General features: G+C 38.7%; 13 protein-coding genes. 11 read left to right on the plus strand and 2 right to left on the minus strand.

The genetic code is table 11. The annotated features are described in order from the left end of the window. The first annotated feature begins 172 nt into the window (after positions 1 to 172). The 11 genes from WA1_RS37635 to WA1_RS37685 all read left to right on the plus strand — a co-directional run bounded on the left by WA1_RS37635 (position 173) and on the right by WA1_RS37685 (position 15529). Positions 173 to 1684: a coiled-coil domain-containing protein gene (locus tag WA1_RS37635; RefSeq protein ID WP_017749837.1), complete on the plus strand. Its 1512-nt coding sequence runs from the start codon at positions 173 to 175 to the stop codon at positions 1682 to 1684. A 300-nt stretch (positions 1685 to 1984) separates the two neighbouring features. Beyond that, entirely contained in the window at positions 1985 to 3334 is a 1350-nt protein-coding gene (locus tag WA1_RS37640) for a WD40 repeat domain-containing protein (protein WP_148662855.1), read from the plus strand. Between the two features lie 22 nt (positions 3335 to 3356). Further along, on the plus strand, positions 3357 to 5915 hold the full coding sequence (locus WA1_RS37645) for an AAA family ATPase (RefSeq protein ID WP_017749835.1): 2559 nt from the start codon (positions 3357 to 3359) through the stop codon (positions 5913 to 5915). Beyond that, positions 5912 to 6742, plus strand: coding sequence for a TFIIB-type zinc ribbon-containing protein (locus WA1_RS37650; protein ID WP_017749834.1), 831 nt, complete (start codon positions 5912 to 5914; stop codon positions 6740 to 6742). The genes WA1_RS37645 and WA1_RS37650 overlap by 4 nt, the downstream gene beginning before the upstream one ends. Beyond that, the gene (locus WA1_RS37655) at positions 6732 to 8477 is read left to right on the plus strand and encodes an Hsp70 family protein (RefSeq protein ID WP_017749833.1); all 1746 of its coding nucleotides are present in this window, start codon (positions 6732 to 6734) and stop codon (positions 8475 to 8477) included. Before WA1_RS37650 ends, WA1_RS37655 begins: the two co-directional genes overlap by 11 nt. A 1-nt stretch (position 8478) precedes the next feature. Beyond that, positions 8479 to 10029 carry a hypothetical protein gene (locus WA1_RS37660; protein WP_017749832.1) on the plus strand — a complete coding sequence of 517 codons (1551 nt, stop codon included), beginning with the start codon at positions 8479 to 8481 and terminating at the stop codon, positions 10027 to 10029. A 124-nt stretch (positions 10030 to 10153) separates the two neighbouring features. Continuing rightward, positions 10154 to 10528, plus strand: coding sequence for a hypothetical protein (locus WA1_RS37665; RefSeq protein WP_017749831.1), 375 nt, complete (start codon positions 10154 to 10156; stop codon positions 10526 to 10528). 167 nt (positions 10529 to 10695) lie between these two features. Then, positions 10696 to 12306 carry an Hsp70 family protein gene (locus WA1_RS37670; protein WP_017749830.1) on the plus strand — a complete coding sequence of 537 codons (1611 nt, stop codon included), beginning with the start codon at positions 10696 to 10698 and terminating at the stop codon, positions 12304 to 12306. Between the two features lie 49 nt (positions 12307 to 12355). Then, positions 12356 to 13420, plus strand: coding sequence for a coiled-coil domain-containing protein (locus tag WA1_RS37675; RefSeq protein ID WP_017749829.1), 1065 nt, complete (start codon positions 12356 to 12358; stop codon positions 13418 to 13420). A 2-nt stretch (positions 13421 to 13422) separates the two neighbouring features. Next, complete coding sequence (locus WA1_RS37680; protein WP_017749828.1) at positions 13423 to 14043, plus strand: 4Fe-4S single cluster domain-containing protein; 621 nt, start codon at positions 13423 to 13425, stop codon at positions 14041 to 14043. 46 nt (positions 14044 to 14089) lie between these two features. Then, on the plus strand, positions 14090 to 15529 hold the full coding sequence (locus WA1_RS37685; protein WP_017749827.1) for a coiled-coil domain-containing protein: 1440 nt from the start codon (positions 14090 to 14092) through the stop codon (positions 15527 to 15529). A gap of 111 nt (positions 15530 to 15640) precedes the next feature. Here the strand turns inward: WA1_RS37685 and WA1_RS37690 are convergent, their stop codons facing one another. Together WA1_RS37690 and WA1_RS37695 are read right to left on the minus strand one after the other, a co-directional pair. Continuing rightward, complete coding sequence (locus tag WA1_RS37690) at positions 15641 to 17296, minus strand: dynamin family protein (protein ID WP_017749826.1); 1656 nt, start codon at positions 17294 to 17296, stop codon at positions 15641 to 15643. Between the two features lie 198 nt (positions 17297 to 17494). Further along, positions 17495 to 19984, minus strand: coding sequence for a dynamin family protein (locus tag WA1_RS37695; RefSeq protein WP_017749825.1), 2490 nt, complete (start codon positions 19982 to 19984; stop codon positions 17495 to 17497). Positions 19985 to 20245: the final 261 nt, after the last annotated feature.

Raw genomic sequence — 20245 nt, forward strand, 5'->3', positions numbered from 1 at the left:
GAGCCAGTATTTCTGGCAAAACTGGATGCTCCTGATATTTAACGTTAGGATATGGAAACAAATTTCCGAAATTTATTATCAATCTAGTGTAGATTTGTAAAGAAGTAAAAATAAAGCAAATAACTAACAAATTCATAGCTAGAAGTTATACCAAGTCATATTGGAGAAAGATATGAGCGGTGAAAAGCGACGGTATGTTAGCGTTGAAGAACAAGAATGGCGACGGTTGCGAGAGCAAGACAGCCGCTTGCGTTCTTTGCAGCAGGATTTGCCAGAGCGATTGAATGCTGTGAGAGAGCGAGCACGACGAGAATTTCAGCAGCGCCTCGCACCTCTGGAGCAACGGGATCAACAACAGGAACAACAAACTCAAAGATTGCAAAGTAGCCTTAGGGATTTAGAAATAAATACTCAAAAACGCTTGCAGCAACAGCGGCAAGAATTTCAAACAGGGTTGCGGGAAGTGGAGTATCGTCAGCAACAAGCGCTACAAGACGAAACAACTCGCTTAGAATCTGCCATACGGCAAGGACTTGAGCAGCAACGCACAGAGCATTTGCGAATTACCCAACAGCAACGCCAGGAGTACACCCGGTTAATTGCTCAGCAAGATCAAAAATTTACACAGATCATTGTGGAAGAACGACAAGCTCGTGAGCAAGGGCAGAAAATTCTACAACAACAAATCAATCAAGTTGTCACGGACATCAAGCAGGAAAGACAGCGAAAAGCCAAAATTGCTCGAGATTTACTCTCTGACGTAGAAGAAATTTGGAAACAAATTAATCAAAATTACCAACATCAGCGGTTTGCACCAGGGCGTCTTGACGATCTGCGGCGTGGACTGGAGTTGGCTCTTAGTAATATAGAAGCGGGTGTGACTGAGGCGGCAATTGCTACCACCCAACAAACCTACTTAGAGTTGGCAGACTTGCGCTTAGAATTGGAACAAAAAGAGCAAGAATGGCTATTACTCTACAACGCGGCTTTGGAAGATTTAAGAAGCTTAATTACAGAAGTACAAGCTAACCGAGAATGTGAAGTCGAAATTGGTCAAGGTGATGAAGCTCAAAAGTTTAAATTAGAAGTAGATTACTGGGTGAATGGTCGTTTGACTAGGTACGAGCAGCAACTGCATCAGTTAGAGTCACAATTAACAATCGGAGAATCTACCCTTACCACTGAACAGGTAAAGGAAATCGGCGAAAAAATAACTGCTTTACAACCCTCTTTGGGAGACATTGTAGAACAGGCAAAGTTGGCGATATTAAGTTCGCAATTACGCGCAGAAATCGCTGACAAAGTGGTGGAAGTGCTTTCTTCTATGGGGTATACTCTAGTCAATGCAAACACAGACGCCGTTTACGAAGGCGATGACCAGCGCAACGCTTATGTAGTGAAAGTAAAAAATATTGCTGGGGATGAGGTGGTAACAGTTATTAGTCCAGAGAAAGAGTTTAGAGACAACTCGATTTCTATTAATACTTTCAGTTCCACAATAGTCGATGAGCCGGCTACCCAACAAAATGCCAAAGCTATCTTTGACGCTTTGCAACAGGAGGGAGTCCAAGGAAGTGGCTCAATAGAGTGCAATGAGCAACCAAGGGCTGAATATCAAATTATGGAGGAAGTCAAACAGCGTCAAATTAAACAGGAACAAGGGCGATCGCAATCTGGTCATTAATCCTCAACTTTTAGGCTAGGGCTAAACACAATTTTGGGGATATACGTTTGTTCTTCAACAAATGCGAGTATGTGTCCACAGAACATAACTGAGCAAGGAACATAAGGTTTTTAGAAGGCAAAATCAAACTCAGAAATTTATTAGTGTATAAAGGAGTTAGATGTGGTTAAGTGTCCAGTTTGCCAAACTGAATACGTTGAAAAAAAAAATTATTTCTGCTCTATCTGTGGATGGGATCTCAAGCCGTACCCACAAACATTTCAAATACCAGAAGAGTTTCGACAGAAGGAGCAGACTAAATTGACTTGGGCTCAAGGCGTGTGGTGGAAGTTCCTATCAAAAATCTTAGAAATGGAAACCCAGTTGCGTTTGGAGACTCAAGAGCGCTCTTACATCCAACATCAGCTTCGTGAATTATCTTCTGAGGTAAAACAGATACGCCAGTCGCAGGTTTCGTCGATACCATACCTATCAACTGCACAATCACCAGAACTGCAGGCATTGCAGCAATCACGAGAAAAGCAAGAGCAATTGCAGGTTCAGTTAGCTGAATCTCAGGAACAAGTTCAACAATTAAAAGACCAACTTGAAGAAGTCAAAAAACAGCTTGAGGCATCAGAAGCTAGTGGTGATGGTTTTGATTTGTTAATTCAAGGGTTATCAAATTCATCCGATCAGGTGAAGCGAGTCGCTTATACATTGTTAAAGCAAAGTTCTGTAGCTAAAGCACAACGGGCTATCAATGAACAAAAGCCGTATCAACTGTTTTCTTGTCTACACACGGTTCCCAATGCAAGCCAGGTTCTCTCTGTTTGTATAAGTTTTGACGATAAAATTCTTGCGAGTGGTGATGGAGTCGGTGCAATCAAAATTTGGAATCTGCATGATGAAAGGAAGTTGATTCACACTCTCATCGGACATTCAGGTTCCGTTAGAGCAATCACTATAAGCGCAGATGGTCAAATACTTGTCAGTGCTGCTGATGATAGGCAAATTAAAATTTGGGATTTGAACAGTGGACGATTGCATAGTACCCTTACTGGGCATTCAGGCATAGTTTGGTCTGTAGCAATTAGCTCAGATAATGAAACCATTGTTAGTGGTGGTGCTGACAACATGGTTAAAGTTTGGAATCGGCGAACTGAAGAAAAACTTCGTGAATTTACTGGGCACTCAGCCCAAGTTCGCTGTGTTGCCATTAGCCCAAATGGTCAAACTCTCGCTAGTGGTAGTGATGATAAAACGATTAAAATTCGGAATTTGGAAACTGGAGAAGTCATAAAAACTCTTGAAGGGCATTCAAATGCTGTTAAGTCTGTCGCCTTCAGTCCGGATGGTCAAACTATTGTCAGTGGGAGTGATGACAAAACGATTAAAATCTGGAATCTGAATGCTGGAGAAGTGATTCATAATCTCACAGAAAATTCTGGTACTGTTTGTTCCGTTGCTATTAGCCAAGATGGTCAAACTATTGTTAGCGGGAGTACCAATAACACCATTAAAATCTGGCATTTGAAGACAGGAGAATTACTTCATACCTTAACTGGACATAGTAGACCAATCAATAGCGTTGATGTTAGTCGCGATGGTTGGACTATAGCTAGTGGCTCTGAGGATCAGACTATCAAGATTTGGGAATTATCTATCTAAAAAACTATAACCTATATTTTAAATGACTATTGAAAGAGTGACATCAGGATTAAATTTACAATCAGGCGATCGCTTCCTTGTCCTCTACGGAGCGAACACTAGCGACACTTTTTGCACTGCAGATTTACTGCTGCAAAATATTGAACAAGTTTTACACACCTATCTACAGAACTCAGGCTATCAAAGAATTTTATTTTACTCTGGTGTCCAAAAGCTGTATTTTCTAGATGAGCGATCGCGCGATGGCTGTCTTCTGCAACCCAAAACTTCCCCTCCTTCCACACCAACAGAACAGATGCAGGTAACGCCTGGTCCTTTAGGACGTGGGCGTCGGTTGCTGGGTAAAAAATCACCTCAGACAACAATCCCACCAGCACCAGCACCCACAGCACCAACTTTCCCCGCAAGACGATTGCAAGATATTCAAATCCTGCCGATCTTAGAAACCGTCATGCAGGATATCACCCAAAAATCTGCCATCATTTTCTCTAACGCTGAAGACTTGGCGAATTTTGATAATCGTCGAGAATTATTTGGGCGCATGGTAGACTGGTCACGCTTACCCCCTAATAATAACTTGTGTATTTTGGTTTTTCACCATGAAAATAGTACTCAATTGCAAGAGTTTTGTGAACGGGTTGGGTTCACTTTTTTGGCAAATCTAGCGATAAACCGGGATCGCTCGACTCATCGCGGGTTTAACTTTCATCGCCTAAGTTCTCCAGATGCTAGGGAAATAAGAGCATTCATCGACTATTCGCGACTAAAATACCGCAAAGCTGTAGAATGGGCAACAGTAGAGAAATTGTCTGTTTGGATAGCAGCAGAAAATTGTTCGCTCAAGCACTGGTACGATCGCTTTCAAGAAGCCCGCGAGATATCCCAAACAGAAGCGCGAAGGTTAGGTTGGCTTTCTGGAAATATTAGCACTCAATCTGCTTTGGAACGCCTAGAGCAGATGATTGGTCTTGACTCGGTAAAACAGACGATTCGGCGACGAATGCGATCGCTCGAAGTTGAGCGAGAACGGGCGCGTCAGGGATTAACGACCGAACCTCCTCGTTTGCACATGGTATTTAAAGGCAATTCTGGTACTGGTAAAACTACTGTTTCTAGACTAATAGGTGAAATCTACCGAGATTTAGGATTATTACGCCGAGGTCACGTGCTAGAGGTGGCGGGACGAGACTTAGTAGCCGGGTATGTAGGACAAACAGCTATCCGCACCAATGAAATTATTGATGAAGCTCTTGACGGAGTGTTATTCATTGATGAAGCATACACCTTAAATCAAGGTGGAGACAATGATTTTGGTCAAGAAGCCATCAACACCCTACTGAAGCGCATGGAAGATGAGCGCCATCGGCTTGCGGTGATTGTAGCAGGATATCCAGAGCGAATGAAGGAATTTATCAATTCTAATCCGGGTTTGGAAAGGCGCTTTCCCACGGAAATTTTCTTTGATGATTATACTCCAGAAGAGTTACTAAAAATTTTCCGGCAAAAAGTTTCGCAGGTGCAGTGTTCAATGACACCTGAGTTGGAAGAAGCTTTAAGAAATTTGTTTACTGCTTTGTATCAAAGGCGCGACGAGAACTTTGGAAATGCAGGGTTGGTCGAGAATATTTTTAACACGATGAATGAATTACGAAGTCCGCGAGTCATTGAGCAAAAACTTGACCTTGTACGCGAACCATTCCAGATTATAGATTTACCTCTGGAGTATCAGCAACAAGGCAAAAAAGATGAAGAGACTCTAAAGCAGCTAATGCAGGAATTAGACAGCATGGTAGGTTTGTACTCCGTCAAACAGGCGATCCGGGAAATTATCGATAGTCAGTTAGCCAATCAACGCCTGAGAGAAGCTGGAATGCTCCCGGATAAAACGGAAACGCGACATATGCTATTTACTGGAAATCCCGGTACTGGTAAAACGACTGTAGCACGGTTAGTAGGGCAAATTTTCAAAGCGTTGGGGTTGTTACGGAAGGGGCAATTTATAGAAGTAGCTCGCAGGAAGCTAGTAGCAGGATATGTAGGACAAACAGCACTGAAAACAGGTAAGGCGATCGAATCAGCTTTAGATGGAGTGTTATTTATTGATGAAGCATACGCACTCTCTCGCAGTGAGTCTAATAACGATTTTGGACGGGAAGCAATTGATACTTTAGTTCCCATGATGGAGAATTACCGCGATCGCTTGGTCGTCATCCTCGCTGGTTATTCCCGAGAAATGGAACAATTTATTGAGGCTAACTCTGGAATCGCTTCGCGTGTTGCCTACAATATAGAATTTCTTGACTATAACGGACATGAACTCTATCAAATTTTCCTGAATATGTCTCAGAGGGATGGGTGGATTTGCCCTAATGATGTTCAAGTTCGCTTAGAAGCTATTTTTAATAGTATGTATCGTAATAGAGGGCGGAATTTTGGCAATGGTCGTGATGTGCGGAATTTTTACGAAACAATGCTAAAGCGACTGAAAACCCGGATAATAAGAGAAAATCTGAGCGGACAGGCGATGAGGACGTTTGGTGTAGACGATATTCCTACAGGAAGTGAGGTTTATGAGCTATGACTCATTGTCCAGTTTGCCAGACAGAATTATCTGAGGAACAAGTAGATTCTTGTCCTACCTGCGGTTGGGATTTAATACCTTATCCAATAACATTTCAACTACCAGATGAATTCCTGCGAAAAGAACAAGCCAAACTGACTTGGGCAAAACAAGTATGGAGGCAAGCTATTCCGGAAGCAGCGCTAACACAATCCTTAGAAAAGCGTCAACAAGAGCGATTTCAACTCCAACTTCAGATATTACAACTTCAATCCCAACTGCAGTCCATTCACAAACAAGTCTCAACACTTGAATCACAATTAGAACAAGTCAAATCAGAAAAAGAGCAATTTCAATCAGTGCGATCGCAATTGCAAGCGCAGCTGGACTTTGTGTTATCAAAACTCCAACAGTTAGCAAAAGAAGGTTCTTCATCGGATGTCAATATTTTATTCTCTAACGTAGAAGAAAGATTAGAGAATATGGAAACACGTTGGAAACAGATGTCTAGAAAAGTGTTAACTAGCTGGATTCCTAACCTAATTTTAGAATTAGCTCAAGGGCTAGCTTTCACACCTGATAAGTCTACTGCAAAAGCCGAGATTAGTGATGTGCTTCAATACAGAAAACTGTCAGTTCACACATTCTCTTTTCTAAAGTCTATACAGTCAGCATTAGATAACCAAAATATTGAGATAGAAAATCTCAAAGATTATCTAGCAGAGCGTGTGGCAGAAATTGGGGAATATAATCTTATAACTCAGGTTGATGCTCTTTTAGAAGTCCGCCGTGAATTAAAATTCAAAGGCATTATAAGTGATGGAGGCCCCTCATTATATGACGCTTGATAATCAATCTATTAATGTAGTTATTGGAATCGACTTTGGTACCTCGCGTTCTGGTTATGCTTATGCTTTTACTGGAGATACAAAAATTTTTGGAAAAAATGATTGGTCAGGCGCACCTGCACCTTGTCCTAAAACCCTAACTCATCTTTTATATTCGCCGGATGACAAAGTAGAGGCTTGGGGTTTTAATGCTAAGAAAAGACTAGCACAACTACGAAGAGACAAAGCTGCTGATAAATACAACTTTTTTCAAAACTTTAAAATGCAGTTGCGAGAGGGGGGAGAAAGAACAGCAAATGGACCTGTGTTAACCACAAATAATGGAAAAAAATTTGCTGTAATTGATTTAATCACAGATTACCTCACACAACTAAAAGACCTTGCTCTAAAAGAAATTAAAGCTGCAACCTCTGGAATCTTACACGAGAATGAAATTCGATGGTGCTTAACCATACCAGCCATCTGGACAGATGCGGACAAACAATTGATGCGGTATGCCGCACAAAAAGCTGAATTAATTGGTTATTCAGAGGCGGAAGCGGAACGTTTGTTGCTGGTTTTAGAGCCAGAAGCTGCTGCTATTTATTTACAAGAACGAGAAAAATTGCAGCTAGAGCCTGGAACTCGTTTTATGGTAGTTGACTGTGGGGGTGGTACAGTTGATATCACAGCGCATGAAGTTTTACCAGGGAAGGGGCTGCAAGAAGTTGCTGAAGGAACGGGTGGTGCCTATGGTTCAATGTATGTAGACCGCAGTTTTCAAGACTATTTAGAAAAAAAACTGACTGCTGAAGTTATTGAACGTTTCCATGATGAAGAACCTGTAGATTATCTAGAAATGATGGCAGATTGGGAACGGACTAAGTGTGATTTTGACCCAGAGAAAAGTGGTGATATTTATTTTCCCATTAGACCGAAACTTTTTAAAAAATTAGATAAAGACTACCCCAATGTTCTGAAAAGTTTATCTGATGAACAAGATGGAGAAGATAGTTACATTCTTCTTGACCGTAAGAAGATGAATGCTATCTTCATCCCTACACTGAATGGTTTAGTTCAAAAAGTAGAAGAAGAGTTCGCAAAACTGGGTAGTCGAGGATGCGATTTAATTTACCTTGTAGGAGGATTTTCCAAATCTCCTGTACTACGAGAGAAAATTCAGGAAAAATTTAGTAAAAAAGTTCACAAAATCGTTATGCCTTCAGAACCAGGTGAGGCTATTGTACAAGGATCTGTATTTTGTGGACTAAATCCTGAGATAATTCGCACTAGGTGCAGCCGCCTAACATATGGTTGTAAATCCAGAGCATTATTTAATCCTGAGAAAGATCCAAAAAATAAAAAATTTTATTCAATGGATGTTAATGGTGGAGGTTGGTATTGTAAAGATCGTTTCAGCATTTTTGTATTAGCTGGAGATAGTGTAGGAGTCAATAAAATAGTTACGCACAAATTCTTACCTACGCAACAAAATCAAACAAAATTCCAGCTTGAGTTTTATGCAACCAAAAAGCGGGAAGTTCGCTATGTAGATGAAGATGGAGTTGAAAAAATTGGAGATTTGAATCTTGAAATACAAGATATTACAGGAGGTTTTAATCGAGAAGTTGAAGTAACAATGTATTTTGGCAAGACGGAAATACAAGTGGAAGCAAAAGATAAAACATCAGGAAAAAAGTATGATACTACACTGCGATTTTCATCAACTTATTCCCCAGAAATATTAGGAGTTTAATGTGGAAAACCAACAGACTCCGGAAGAACCTATACAACAGAAGACAGTATTAAACTTGCCAATCGGAGATATTGACAGGATTGAAACCGAGACAGAAGAAATTTTTCCGAATGTGGAAAGTGAAGTAAGTGAATCACCTCAACACAAATCTGATTTATTACTACAACAATCTGAACATTTGTTATCTGAATTATTAGTAAATAGTAAAGTTGAAAAAATATTTCAATCAATTCAAGATAGATTTAACTCAATTCAAGAAAACTTTAAACATTTACAAATTCAAATTGGACTTGGGAATCAATTACAAATGGAAAATACAAGAATTTTAAATCTACGTTCATACATTAAAAATGTTCTAAGATGGCTAGAAGATCTGAAATATGGCAGACCTATATTGTCAGATATTGAAACTGTAGCCAATTTTCTCAATAAGATAGATTCTTCATTAGAAAATTACTCTTGCCTTATTCAAGCAAACAAAAGCCTGAAAGAGAAAGCAGTTTATTTAGAAAATGATGCTCAAAAATTCCAAGAAAAAGCTAAATTTTATCAGGAACAATATAAGCAACAGTGCCAATACAACTCTCAAATTTTACAGGAGAATACAAATTTATGTAGAGATAAGGAGCGTTTAATTCAGGAAAATGAAATTCTCAAAAGACATAATACTGCAATTCAAAATGAAATTTTGTCTCTCAAGCAAGAACGAGATACTCTTAAAAACGAGCGGGAGCAAATGTTAAGCGAAAGAAGCCGAATGCTGAGCGACATGGCAGCAAAAAACAGAGACAAAAACACTACATATAGTATTTCCATAAATGGAGATGATAGCCCTCAACATCATATATTATATCAGAAATTTAGACAAATAAGAGACCAAGAATTTAATGCATTTAGCAACGAAATATTTCGGTATTGCTGCGAACAAGACCCGGCTTTAAAAGCAAATCGCAAACTGGAAATTGCCACAATTAAGTCAATTCTATCAAAGCAAATTATCATCAATGGGCTGAAACTGTTTATAGTAACTAGCGATTTTCCAGATGAAACAGTGAAAAATGTTTTGAAAGTTGTTAGCAAATCATTTCGCAGTATTTCAGGAATAGCAGAAAATGCCGATATTCCCGAAGAAATTAACAATGAACTTGAAAACTTAATCAAGCAAGGTATGAAATTGCTTAGGGAAGGTAGCAGTGCTGGTACTAGCAAGCGTTCTTGGAATCAGGAGGAGTTTACGACAGCTGTGAAAGAGATCAGCCAATCTGTGTATAATGAATTGAAAATGCCAGAAGAAACGGACATTCCAGAACAAATTCGCATTGACACTGAGAATTTAGTCAGACAAGGTCTTGAGTTGGTGAAGAAAATTGCTAGCGTCGACCCTCCTGGTGTCCTTTGGATAGAGAAAGAAAGTACCCTATTTAAATCCGACAGGCATGAGGCTATGTTAGGTTGTGAAGAAGGTGGAAAGATTTTGTTGACGATTTATCCAGGATATCTTGTGGGCGATCGCGTTTTTGAAAAAGCTCTTGTCTTCACAGTACCAGAATAATCAGTTTAGTCCGAAATCATCACAGATGCAAGAGTTGATGAACCCAGCGCTCCCAACAAATCTGGTAGTTACTAAAAATTGCACAAGCACAACAAATGCCTTGCTGAATTAAGGAGAATTTGCAATGATACAGTGTCCAGTTTGTCATACTAAATACATTGAAGAAGTAGAAATATCGTGTTCTACCTGCGGCTGGGATTTGACTCCGTACCCTCTGACGTTCTCTGGACAATTGCCAGAAGAGTTCTTAGAGAAAGAACAAGCGAAATTAGCTTGGGCAAGGCAGATATGGGCGCAATCACAGCAGCAAATACAACAGTTACAAAAAGAAAATTCCCAACTGCAATTCTTGCTCGAACGAGCACAATCACAGATTGAGAAATATAAGAAACAACTGGAGCGAATGCTCCATGATTTTCAGCTTTTAGAAACTAACTTACCAAAACTTCTCTCACCCCTCCTCTTACCCCTCAAGAAAAGATGGGATATAGATACTTGAAATTCCCTCTTTGTAACAGAATTAAGGGAGAGCTAAAAACCACCAGATGGCGTTATGAGTAGTTTGAAAACAGGCTCTTGAAATTTGTGTTTCCTAGAATATAACCTTATTTATATAGGTTCAGTATAAGACTATCATCAAAATCAATTACTTCACAATATTTCATTATGCCTAGCGACAAAATCGGTTTAGATTTCGGTACGACTAACTCCATCATCTCCTATCTGACCCCCAATGGAGAACTGGAAGCGTTTCCCTATCCCGCACCAGATGGACCTAAGTACATCGCCTCCTTCATTGCCTACCATTCAGACGGTTATACTGAAATAGGCAGTTCAGCTCGCACTAGTGCTGCTCATGACAAGTCTGTTGAAACCTATGGTAATTTTAAGATGCGGTTACCGCTGCCAGAATCTGAGTTTTCCCAACACTTTTCACTCAAGCGGACTCCTATCAGTGTGACTATTGATTACTTGCGCGAACTGCTGATCTCTCATGAAAACCCCTTCAGTTTTAGCCGTGAAAAAGGCGGGATTACTAGTCTTGTCGTCTCGGTTCCAGAAATTTGGCAGCGCGATATTTATAATTTAGGTCGGCAGCGCCTGCAACAATTAATTCAAAAAAATTTAGAACTAGAAAAACAACTCATCCAGCTAGTCAGCGAACCTGTTGCTGCCGCCGCTTATTATGCTTGGGAAATGCAACGGCGTGCAAAGGAAGATAATACCGAATCTTTTAGTGGTAACTTGCTCGTTTGTGATATGGGAGGTGGTACATTTGATGTAAGCCTATGCCGTATTTACGGAGACAATAAAGTTGAAGTGCTCTACTTTGATGGGCAAGGTGATAAAGGACTAGAATCAGCTGGTGTCGCTTTCGATCGCCGTATTGTTCAGCAAGCTTACACTAAAAAGCATGATACACCATTAGATGAAAATAGCCAAGAATTTATTAGCTTATTGAAGGAATTTGAAAGCGTCAAAATTAGCAGTCATAGCAAAGCTACTAGAAATCTAACTAATTATCTAAATGCCCCAGATGACAAAGCAGGCGATGAAATTTATAAATTCAATGGATACGCAGTTACTTTAGCAGAAGTCAATGAAGCATTTACCCCGATTGCTCAGGGTATTGAAAAAGTTATAACAGAAGTAAAAGCCTATATAGAGACAATTGATTTAGATATCGATCGCGTTTTTATGGTAGGGGGATTTTGTCAATTTCTTCTTGTACAAAAAGCCATTACAGATACTATAGGAATGAATAAAAACGATCCCCGCATAGATAAAACATTTAATATTACTAACAGTGCTTATGCCATCTCCTATGGCGCTTGTCTTATTGCTAACGGTTTAGTAGACCCTATAGAGAAATATATCCACACTATTGGTATTGTTTTAGAAACAATCAAGATTCACACCGGAGAACGGGAAAAACTCGAAATTACTCTCATTCAGGGAGGTTCTAGTCTAGATAGTCTAGTAGAATCGAATTTTTATTCTGAAGAAGTTACACCCGTTGAGAAACGCATTGCTATTACTCTGTGGGTACAGCTGCGATCTAAAGGTAAAAAACATCAAAACTCTCTGCAAGACATGATTGATTTACCCAATTACTCCCCTAACGCAAAATATCGTGTTGGGATGAGAGTTGACCGCTCTCACATTGCTTATTTAAGTATTGAGGAGACACGCTCTGGAAAAATTGTTGAATATACACTAGGGGATATCATTGCCAAAATGTTTCCAGGTTTGGTCTTAGATGAAAAAGAAGAATAACTTCTAAATTTTTTTCTGATTTATATGAACAACTAAATTGAGGAGACATATGCAGCAAAATCTACAACATGATATTGATAAAATCAATAAATTATTGCAACAAATACACCAGCAGAAAAATTTTTTAGACTTTGAAACAATTCAACTTCCTTTTGAATTAGTACAGGCAGAAATTAGTCTTTGGGAATCAATCTTTAATCCAGAAACACTACGACAACTTGCTACTACAGATACAGAGACTATAGAAGCTTGGGCGATCGCTCTTTCTCAAACCCTCAACAACCTGTTAGCAGTTCTAAAGACCTGGTTACCTCATCTAACGACTTTGCCTATCCCAACCACACTCAAGCAGAAAATAAGCGAACGGTCTCAAGAAATAGAACAAATTGCTAACGAAAAATCAAAACTTTTGCAATCTGCAAACGAGCTACTGCAAGAGGAACAACAACTGCGTAAACAAGCGGATGAATTCAAAAGCTTAAAGGAGAAAGCCAGCCAGCTACAAAAAATTAAAGCCGAAGTGCAAGCAACTAACTTGGAAACTTTTAGACAAGAGATATCAGCCCAAGAGGCCGCTTTAGAACCGCAACGCCAACTTCTTGAAACCCTCCAGCAACAAAAAGCTGACTTGGATGAACAAATCGCTGCACTGCAAAGACAGCAAACCGCCCTTAAAGAAGAGATTCTTTATTGGCAATCTCGACAGAATCGAATAGAAACCAACATTCAGAGCGCAGTTTCAGAACTGATGACCCTAACACAACAACAACGAGAGCGTTTATCAGAAGTTTTATCCCAAGAGCTAGCCATACTCGAACAACAACGAGATCGACTGGCACACCAAGAACAAGAGTATCATCAAGCTCAGCAACAATTACAAAAAGCAACAGAGGATTTTCAGAAATACCAATCTGCAACTCAGGAAATTTTGACAGCTATAAAAAATCATTATCAATCGGATCGAGACTTGGGACGGTTGCTACCTGTTGACCATCAAAAAGTAGATAGTCTTATCAGAAATGCCCAAGAAGTCCTAGAAACAATTGACCAAGAATTAGCTGTAGCCCGCAGCAAACACGAACAAACTCAACCAAAAAATCGTTTCTTTTTTTAGTTATGACTGTACTAAATGTTGCTGAAATTTGTCTTGGGACTCACGCTCTTGGTCCTGGTCAACGTTTTGTCATTTGGGTACAAGGTTGCTGCTTTAACTGTCGCGGTTGCATTTCTCCAGATTGGATTCCTCAAACGCAAGCCACTTTAGTCGATCCCCTACAACTTGCTGATTATATCTTATCAGTTCCCAGAACAGACGGACTGACAGTTTCTGGTGGGGAACCAATGCTACAAGCAGACGCCTTAAGCGAACTTTTCTCCTATCTGCGACAAAAGCGAGACTTTTCTATTATCTGCTTTTCTGGGTTTACCTTAGAGCAGTTGCAAGCCAAGTCTGACCCTGCTATCAATAAAGTTCTTTCTTTAATTGATGTTCTTATAGATGGACAATATATACCAGAACTAAATGACAATCAAGGTTGGCGTGGTTCTTCTAATCAAGTCTTTCACTTTCTGACTCCGCGCCATTTGTCAGAAGTCACTTTATTTACAGAACGCAAACGGGATGTAGAAATTCATATGCGCGATGATTCAGTCTTAATGGTGGGAGTCCCACCTTACAACTTCTCGACTCACTTCCAACAAGCAGTCAATATGGTTTCAAAATCTACTGAAATTTAACTTAAGTATTATCAGAAATAAAGCAGTTTTAACAGGAGTCAAAACTATGAGCGGTTTAAAATTGTGGCCAGCAGTAGCAACAGCAGCGATGGGGATAGGGTCAGTTATTCTACCCATCGCAGCCATTGGCGCTGTAGGTTGGGGGTTAAACAAATGGCTGTCGTCACGACAAGAGCGAGCGCAACGACAAATTCAAGAAGCTGAGAGATTAAGAACCTCAATTAGAGATTTAGAAGTAGAAACTAATAGGCGATTGCAGGATCAACAGCAAGAGTTTGAAACTGCGGTGTTAGAGTCCGAAAAGCGTCAACAACAAATCCTAGAGCGCGAGAGCGAACGTCTCAACTCAGCACTCAAGAGCGGATTGTCTCAGCAACGCAATGAGTACATGGATATTACGAACAGCCAACGGCAAGAGTATACTCAGCTGATTGCAGACCAGGAACGTAAATTTGATAACCTGATTGCAGCAGAACGTCAGGAACGAGAGCGAGTGCAACAGCTTTTACAGGAGCAAATGATTGCTCTTGAGAAGAATATACGGCACGATAAGCAGCAGCAAGAAAAGTTGGCTCAAGATTTGCTCGCAGATGTCGAATCAGTATGGGCAAGTATTAACCAAAACTATCAACATCAGCGCTTTGCTCCAGGTCGTTTGGAGCACTTAAAGCAGGGTTTAGATATGGCACGTCATAACATCCAATCAGGGGTAAGCCAAGCAGCGATCGCACTAACACAGGAGACTTATCTTGAACTTTTTGACTTACGAAATGAATTGACAAGAAAGGAACAAGAGTGGCTGCTTTTATACAATCAAGTACAGACAAACCTAAGTACCATACTAGCACAGGTGCAACAGGCAAAACAGGAGTCTCAAGTGCAAATTGGAGAAGACACCCCACCTGAACGCTTAGATGTAGACTACTGGACTCATGGCAAACTAAGCGAGTACGAACAGGAACTCAGAAATTTAGAAACTCAATTACAGCAAGGGGAATCAACGTTAACTATCGACCAGGTTCAAGCCATCAGTACGCAAATTATTAGCTTAGAGCCGCAGTTAGGAGAAATTCTGGAGCAGGCAAAGCAAGGGATTATAGCATCTCAGTTGCGAGCCGAGATCGCCTACCAAATCATCACCGAACTAGAGAGAATGGGTTATCGTCTGGAGAACCCTGAGCAAGACACAGCATATGAAGGCGACGATCCACGTGCAGCTTATGTAGCCAAGATGAAAAATATAGCTGGTGATGAGGTTGTGACAGTCATCAGTCCCGAACAAAACCTTAGCAGCAATTCAATTTCAATTAACACCTTTTCTAAAACGTTTGTAGATGAAAAGGCAGTGATGGAAAACGTAAAAGCAATTGTTGCTGCGCTCAAAGAGGAAGGAATTGAGCAAAATGGAGAGATAGAAAGTCGCCAAGAACCAAATCAAAAATATCAAGATTTGAATGATGTGAGGCGTCGAAGTCCAATAAGGTAGGCAATATCGAGATTATATTGCGTTGCAGATTGGTGAACTCGAACAAAAATATTGAGATCCGTCCCCACCCATAATTTTAATTTAGGTGGGGTATACCTAAAGTATTCACTTTCACCCAAAAAAAAGCCAGAGCCAATTTTTCCAAAATAATAGAAAAACTATAAGATGCTCTAACCCCTTGAATCTATGTGTATCAATTGTGCTTTTTAGTAATTCTATGCTTTTAATTGCATCTAGAGAAGAATTTAAAGCATTTAAATGATGCCGTTTTTGGAGCACTTCCTCGGCTACAGGTGGAATGGGAAAAATAATTAATGATTCAACAGTTTTTTCATATTTATCAAGAGACATTAGAGCATCTTTACTAAATTTAGATAAATATTTATACACAGCATTTTTATAAGCTTCCCACTTTTTGATTTGATATTCTTCATTAAGTCGTTTTCGATTTGCACCACCATTGAAAATGTCACCAATCCACTGTCGAGCATTTCTATCTTGAGGCTGAGGTAAGACAACATTAGGATAACTAGGCAATGATATATTAATGGTATTAATTTGGTTTATGTTTAACTCATCGCATGACTGATTAACCCATTTTTCAATTGCTTGAGTATAAGTAAGAATAGTTGATTTTAATTTGCTATCTTGCCAAGTATGAAATCGATTTGTTTCTAAAGATTCTGCTGCATCTCTTTGGTAAGTTCCTACAAGTGAATTTAATGATAACCAATTTCTATAAGTTTCTAGTCTTCTTTTAAATTCTTTTTTTAGGAATAATTCTCTTTCTTTTCCTTGTTTAATAGCAACATTTCTTATTTCTTCAGCATTTCTAATTTCTGCAGTTAAATCATTGACTTTTTTTTGTAGAATTTGCTTTATTTGAGTTGCTATAGTAATCACTCGTAGCAATCTAGTTTGATTTGTTCTTTTTTTTTGGAGGAAGGTGACAGTTAACAAGGTAGCTTTAAAAGTAATGATACCACTTATAAATCTTTTCCAAATGTTTCTTTCTTGCTTCGCTTTGACGGCAGGGAGTGCGTCAACACGATACAAGGTTTTCAAACCTTGGGGTAAATCAGATTTAAAAATAGCAGTTGTTGAATAAACATCATCATATATTTCATTCTTATCATCTTCACTTTCTATTTCATTCATCCGATTGAGGACAAAAATAACTGACTTAATTCCTCGGTTAATTAACCAGGTACTAAGTGTTTCTTGTTCTCCTAGTGTAAAAGGTTGTTGAGCATTTAATACTTGAATAACTAAATCTACCTGTAATAATTGATTTCTCACCAAAACATTTTGTTCTTCTTTATCGTTAGTTCCAGGTAAATCAAAGAGTTCTATTCCATTTTTTAGCAAGTCACTAGGATAAGCAACTTCTACGGACATTACATCTTCTCTACGTTGTCTTTTGTGATTCAATACAGCAAATTCTTTAAGAACTTCTGTATCGTTACTCCTAATTACTTCACCAGATTTTAAAGTAATAAGAGTTTGTAAAGTTTCTCCATATTTAATTTTAATTACTGTCCCAGTGGTTCTGACCATTTTAGTTGGCATTATTTCTCTACCTAATAAGGCATTAATTAGAGTAGACTTACCGAAGTTAAAAGGTGCTAGTACAGCTATCCCAAAGTGGGGATTAACTAACTGTTGGCAAACTAATTCCACGTCTTTTACAAGCTGCTGCTGTTCTTCAGCATCGATAAATTGACATACAGCTTTGAGGGATTGTGAAATTGTTAGATAGGATTTCATATTTATCAATAATTGGACAAAGACAAAATTAGCAAAAAAACAAGAAAAAAATATTAAATATTTCGTTTGAAGTAACAACCGAGGTATGTATTCTAGGTAAAATTAACTAATTATAATTACAGACAAACGTAGTCTACTAAAAAACAAAAATTTTAGTAAACTACGCTTACAAAAAGATAAAGAAAAGGATTAACTTAATTAAGTTGTAGCTATAACTAGCTCGTTATATTCCGCCTGGATTATTTGTAACTGAGCAGATATATCAGCGATAAAGGTTTGTAAACGTTTAACCTCTTCATTATAGTTAACTTCAGTTGTCTTTTTTGATTCCAATAGATTATTGAGAGATGTTTCCAAAGATATGACATCTTTGCTCATCTGTTCAGCTAAGTTACCAAAGGGGTCAAATGAATTCCCCACTTGCTCTTTAAGAGCCAAAACTCTATCAGGGTCAAGTAATTTTTCAAACTCTCGCTTGACTCTTTCCTGCATTTGTTTCTGAAACTTATGGATTTCTGCGTGCCTTTGCCACAAAGTTGCTATCCCCCCGACAGCAGCACTAGCTGCGAATAAACCCCATCCTATAGGAGTTAAAGCTAGACCAGCACCAACTGTTCCTAGGAGTATATGTGCACCTGCAAGATTTGCTATTGTCGCTCCACCTATTCCTGCTGCTACTGTACCTACAGTCCCACCAGTTGCTCCCAAAATCATTCTTCCTACTGCATTAGCATTAGCAGTATTTAACCTAGTTTCTTCCGATGAACTACTTTGATGAGTGATTAACTGTGTCCGGTTTTGAACACTAAAATCTTGTTGATTGAGAATTTCTCGGATTTCGTTCCTTTTATTACTGTATTCTTTAATTTCTTGATCAAAAGAATCTTTTAATTCATTAAGACTCTTCAACAATATTCCTTTACTTATCGTATGCCATTCGTCAAGTTTTTCTTGCCGATAATGAGCTAATTTACTCTTTAAATCCTCAGTATATTTTTCACGCTGATTATCTCGAAGCCCAGATACTGAAGGCATTTCAAATTCTCTTTCAAAGTTTAGGACTAAATTAGAAAAATATGTGTTATATTTTTCTCCAATTTCAAAAATGCAAGCATCCTTCTCTCTTCTAACTTCCTTTTCTAAACCTTGGACAATCTTTTTCATAAACTCAAAGCAAGGCTTGGTTTTTTCAATTTTTTCTTCCAATGTTTTTACATCATTTTCAAGCACAAGTAATCTATCGTCAACATTTGACTCTACCTTAGACGTAACTAATTCGGCTATATAGACGGCTTGCATTAATTCTGTCATTAATCGCTCACGAATCAGAAAGTTGCTAAGTCTTTTTTGAAATTCTTTAATTCCAGTACCTTCAAGCGACTTTCCTTCTTTTATCTTCTCTAAAGCTGTTTTAGCATAAACATTAAATATCTTGTCTCCCCACATTTTTTCAGCTTCTTCTTTTTTTATATCTAAACATTCACAGAAGCTTTCAACAAAATAATCGTGTATTTCTTTTTTGGCATCATCTTCAACTATTTCCCACTTGTTAATTAAATAAAAGATAGGTCTAATTTGCTTTTTAATTGATTTCCCTGCAGAAATCATTTCTTTTTGAGCTTCGTTATTCTCAATTTCTTCCTTGACTCCAAGTAATCTTTTTAGATACTCTTCTTCTTGCTGAGTAAATTGCTGATCTGCCGCTAAAACGAAAAGAATAGCGTGGCTTTCCTGAATATAGGAAAATGTTTTTTGATTTTCTTCTTCTGTATGATTTAATCCTGCCGTATCAATAAATTCTACCCCTCTCGACAACACTTCAATTGGACAATAAAATTCAGCATAGTTTAGAGGATTTAGCCATTCACCTATTGACTGAGATAGACGCTTCATTTGACTTCTCACATCTTTCGAGTTGAGCGTATATTTCTTTTTATATTGTTCAAAACTTAATTCTTCCCTTGCACCATCTTTTTTGTAAACTAATACTTTTTCCTGTTTACCATATTTTACAAAAGTAGGAATTGCAGTAGTGGGAGTTGCTCCTGTTGGAAGCAAATTTTGTTCAAAAAAAGCATTGAGTATTGTACTCTTACCACGATTAAAATCTCCAATAATCAAGAAACGGAATTTACCATTTTCTAGTCTCTTGATTTCTTCATTTAAGTTATTTATGAAAGCAGATAAGGCTAACGCTCCTGATGCTCCTTGTTCTGTTGCTTGATGTTCAGATTGAGTAATTATTTTAGCCATTTCTCGTAGTTTTTCAGCAAACCAAGGATAGACTTTTGTTGCTTCTAAGTTGAATGCAGTGTTTTGATTCGACATGGAAGTTACCTCATGTTTATTTTCATTAAAATTCAATTTAACCTTTTCTCGGTCTGCATCTTTCCACCTGCCATCTTTCAGAAAAGCTTCCTGTGTTCTAAATTTTTGCAATCTTGACAAGCCTTCTGGTGCTGGAGGCTGGTGGTTAATTCCTGCTTGAATAACTTGCCCTTGACACACCTGTAAACTTTCCCAAACCTTTTTAGCCCAAGCCAGTTTTGCTTGCTCTTTTTGCAAAAATACCTCTGGTATTTGACCAGAAAAGGTAGATGGGTAGGGAGTTAAATCCCATCCGCATCTTGAGCAGCAGTTAATCGTGCCTTCAATATATTCATTTTGGCAAATTGGACAACCAGTCATCTTAGCCCTCGGTGTCAATTCACTGAATACTACATTAAACTACAATTGTTGCAACTTTAGTTACCTCATGAGGTATACTTCTGTTTATCACTTTCTGATATATTGTTCTGTATCCGGATTTCCCACAAAGTTTTCAGAAACAAGAGTCAAAAACTGTGAAAGTCTATATTGGAAAAGACTTTCGGCAGTTCTCAGTATGACCCCGTCTAGAACAGATTGTATACCGGAACAATTTAAATTGGAACAAGCAAACTCATATCC

Source organism: Scytonema hofmannii PCC 7110 (genome assembly GCF_000346485.2).
GTDB lineage: Bacteria > Cyanobacteriota > Cyanobacteriia > Cyanobacteriales > Nostocaceae > Scytonema > Scytonema hofmannii.

What these genes read in the sequence shown, in the direction of transcription:
- WA1_RS37635 (WP_017749837.1), top strand. Translation starts at nt 173, where the DNA reads ATGAGCGGTGAAAAGCGACGGTATGTTAGCGTTGAAGAACAAGAATGG.
- WA1_RS37645 (WP_017749835.1), top strand. Translation starts at nt 3,357, where the DNA reads ATGACTATTGAAAGAGTGACATCAGGATTAAATTTACAATCAGGCGAT.
- WA1_RS37650 (WP_017749834.1), top strand. Translation starts at nt 5,912, where the DNA reads ATGACTCATTGTCCAGTTTGCCAGACAGAATTATCTGAGGAACAAGTA.
- WA1_RS37655 (WP_017749833.1), top strand. Translation starts at nt 6,732, where the DNA reads ATGACGCTTGATAATCAATCTATTAATGTAGTTATTGGAATCGACTTT.
- WA1_RS37665 (WP_017749831.1), top strand. Translation starts at nt 10,154, where the DNA reads ATGATACAGTGTCCAGTTTGTCATACTAAATACATTGAAGAAGTAGAA.
- WA1_RS37670 (WP_017749830.1), top strand. Translation starts at nt 10,696, where the DNA reads ATGCCTAGCGACAAAATCGGTTTAGATTTCGGTACGACTAACTCCATC.
- WA1_RS37675 (WP_017749829.1), top strand. Translation starts at nt 12,356, where the DNA reads ATGCAGCAAAATCTACAACATGATATTGATAAAATCAATAAATTATTG.
- WA1_RS37680 (WP_017749828.1), top strand. Translation starts at nt 13,423, where the DNA reads ATGACTGTACTAAATGTTGCTGAAATTTGTCTTGGGACTCACGCTCTT.
- WA1_RS37685 (WP_017749827.1), top strand. Translation starts at nt 14,090, where the DNA reads ATGAGCGGTTTAAAATTGTGGCCAGCAGTAGCAACAGCAGCGATGGGG.
- WA1_RS37690 (WP_017749826.1), bottom strand. Translation starts at nt 17,296, where the DNA reads ATGAAATCCTATCTAACAATTTCACAATCCCTCAAAGCTGTATGTCAA.
- WA1_RS37695 (WP_017749825.1), bottom strand. Translation starts at nt 19,984, where the DNA reads ATGACTGGTTGTCCAATTTGCCAAAATGAATATATTGAAGGCACGATT.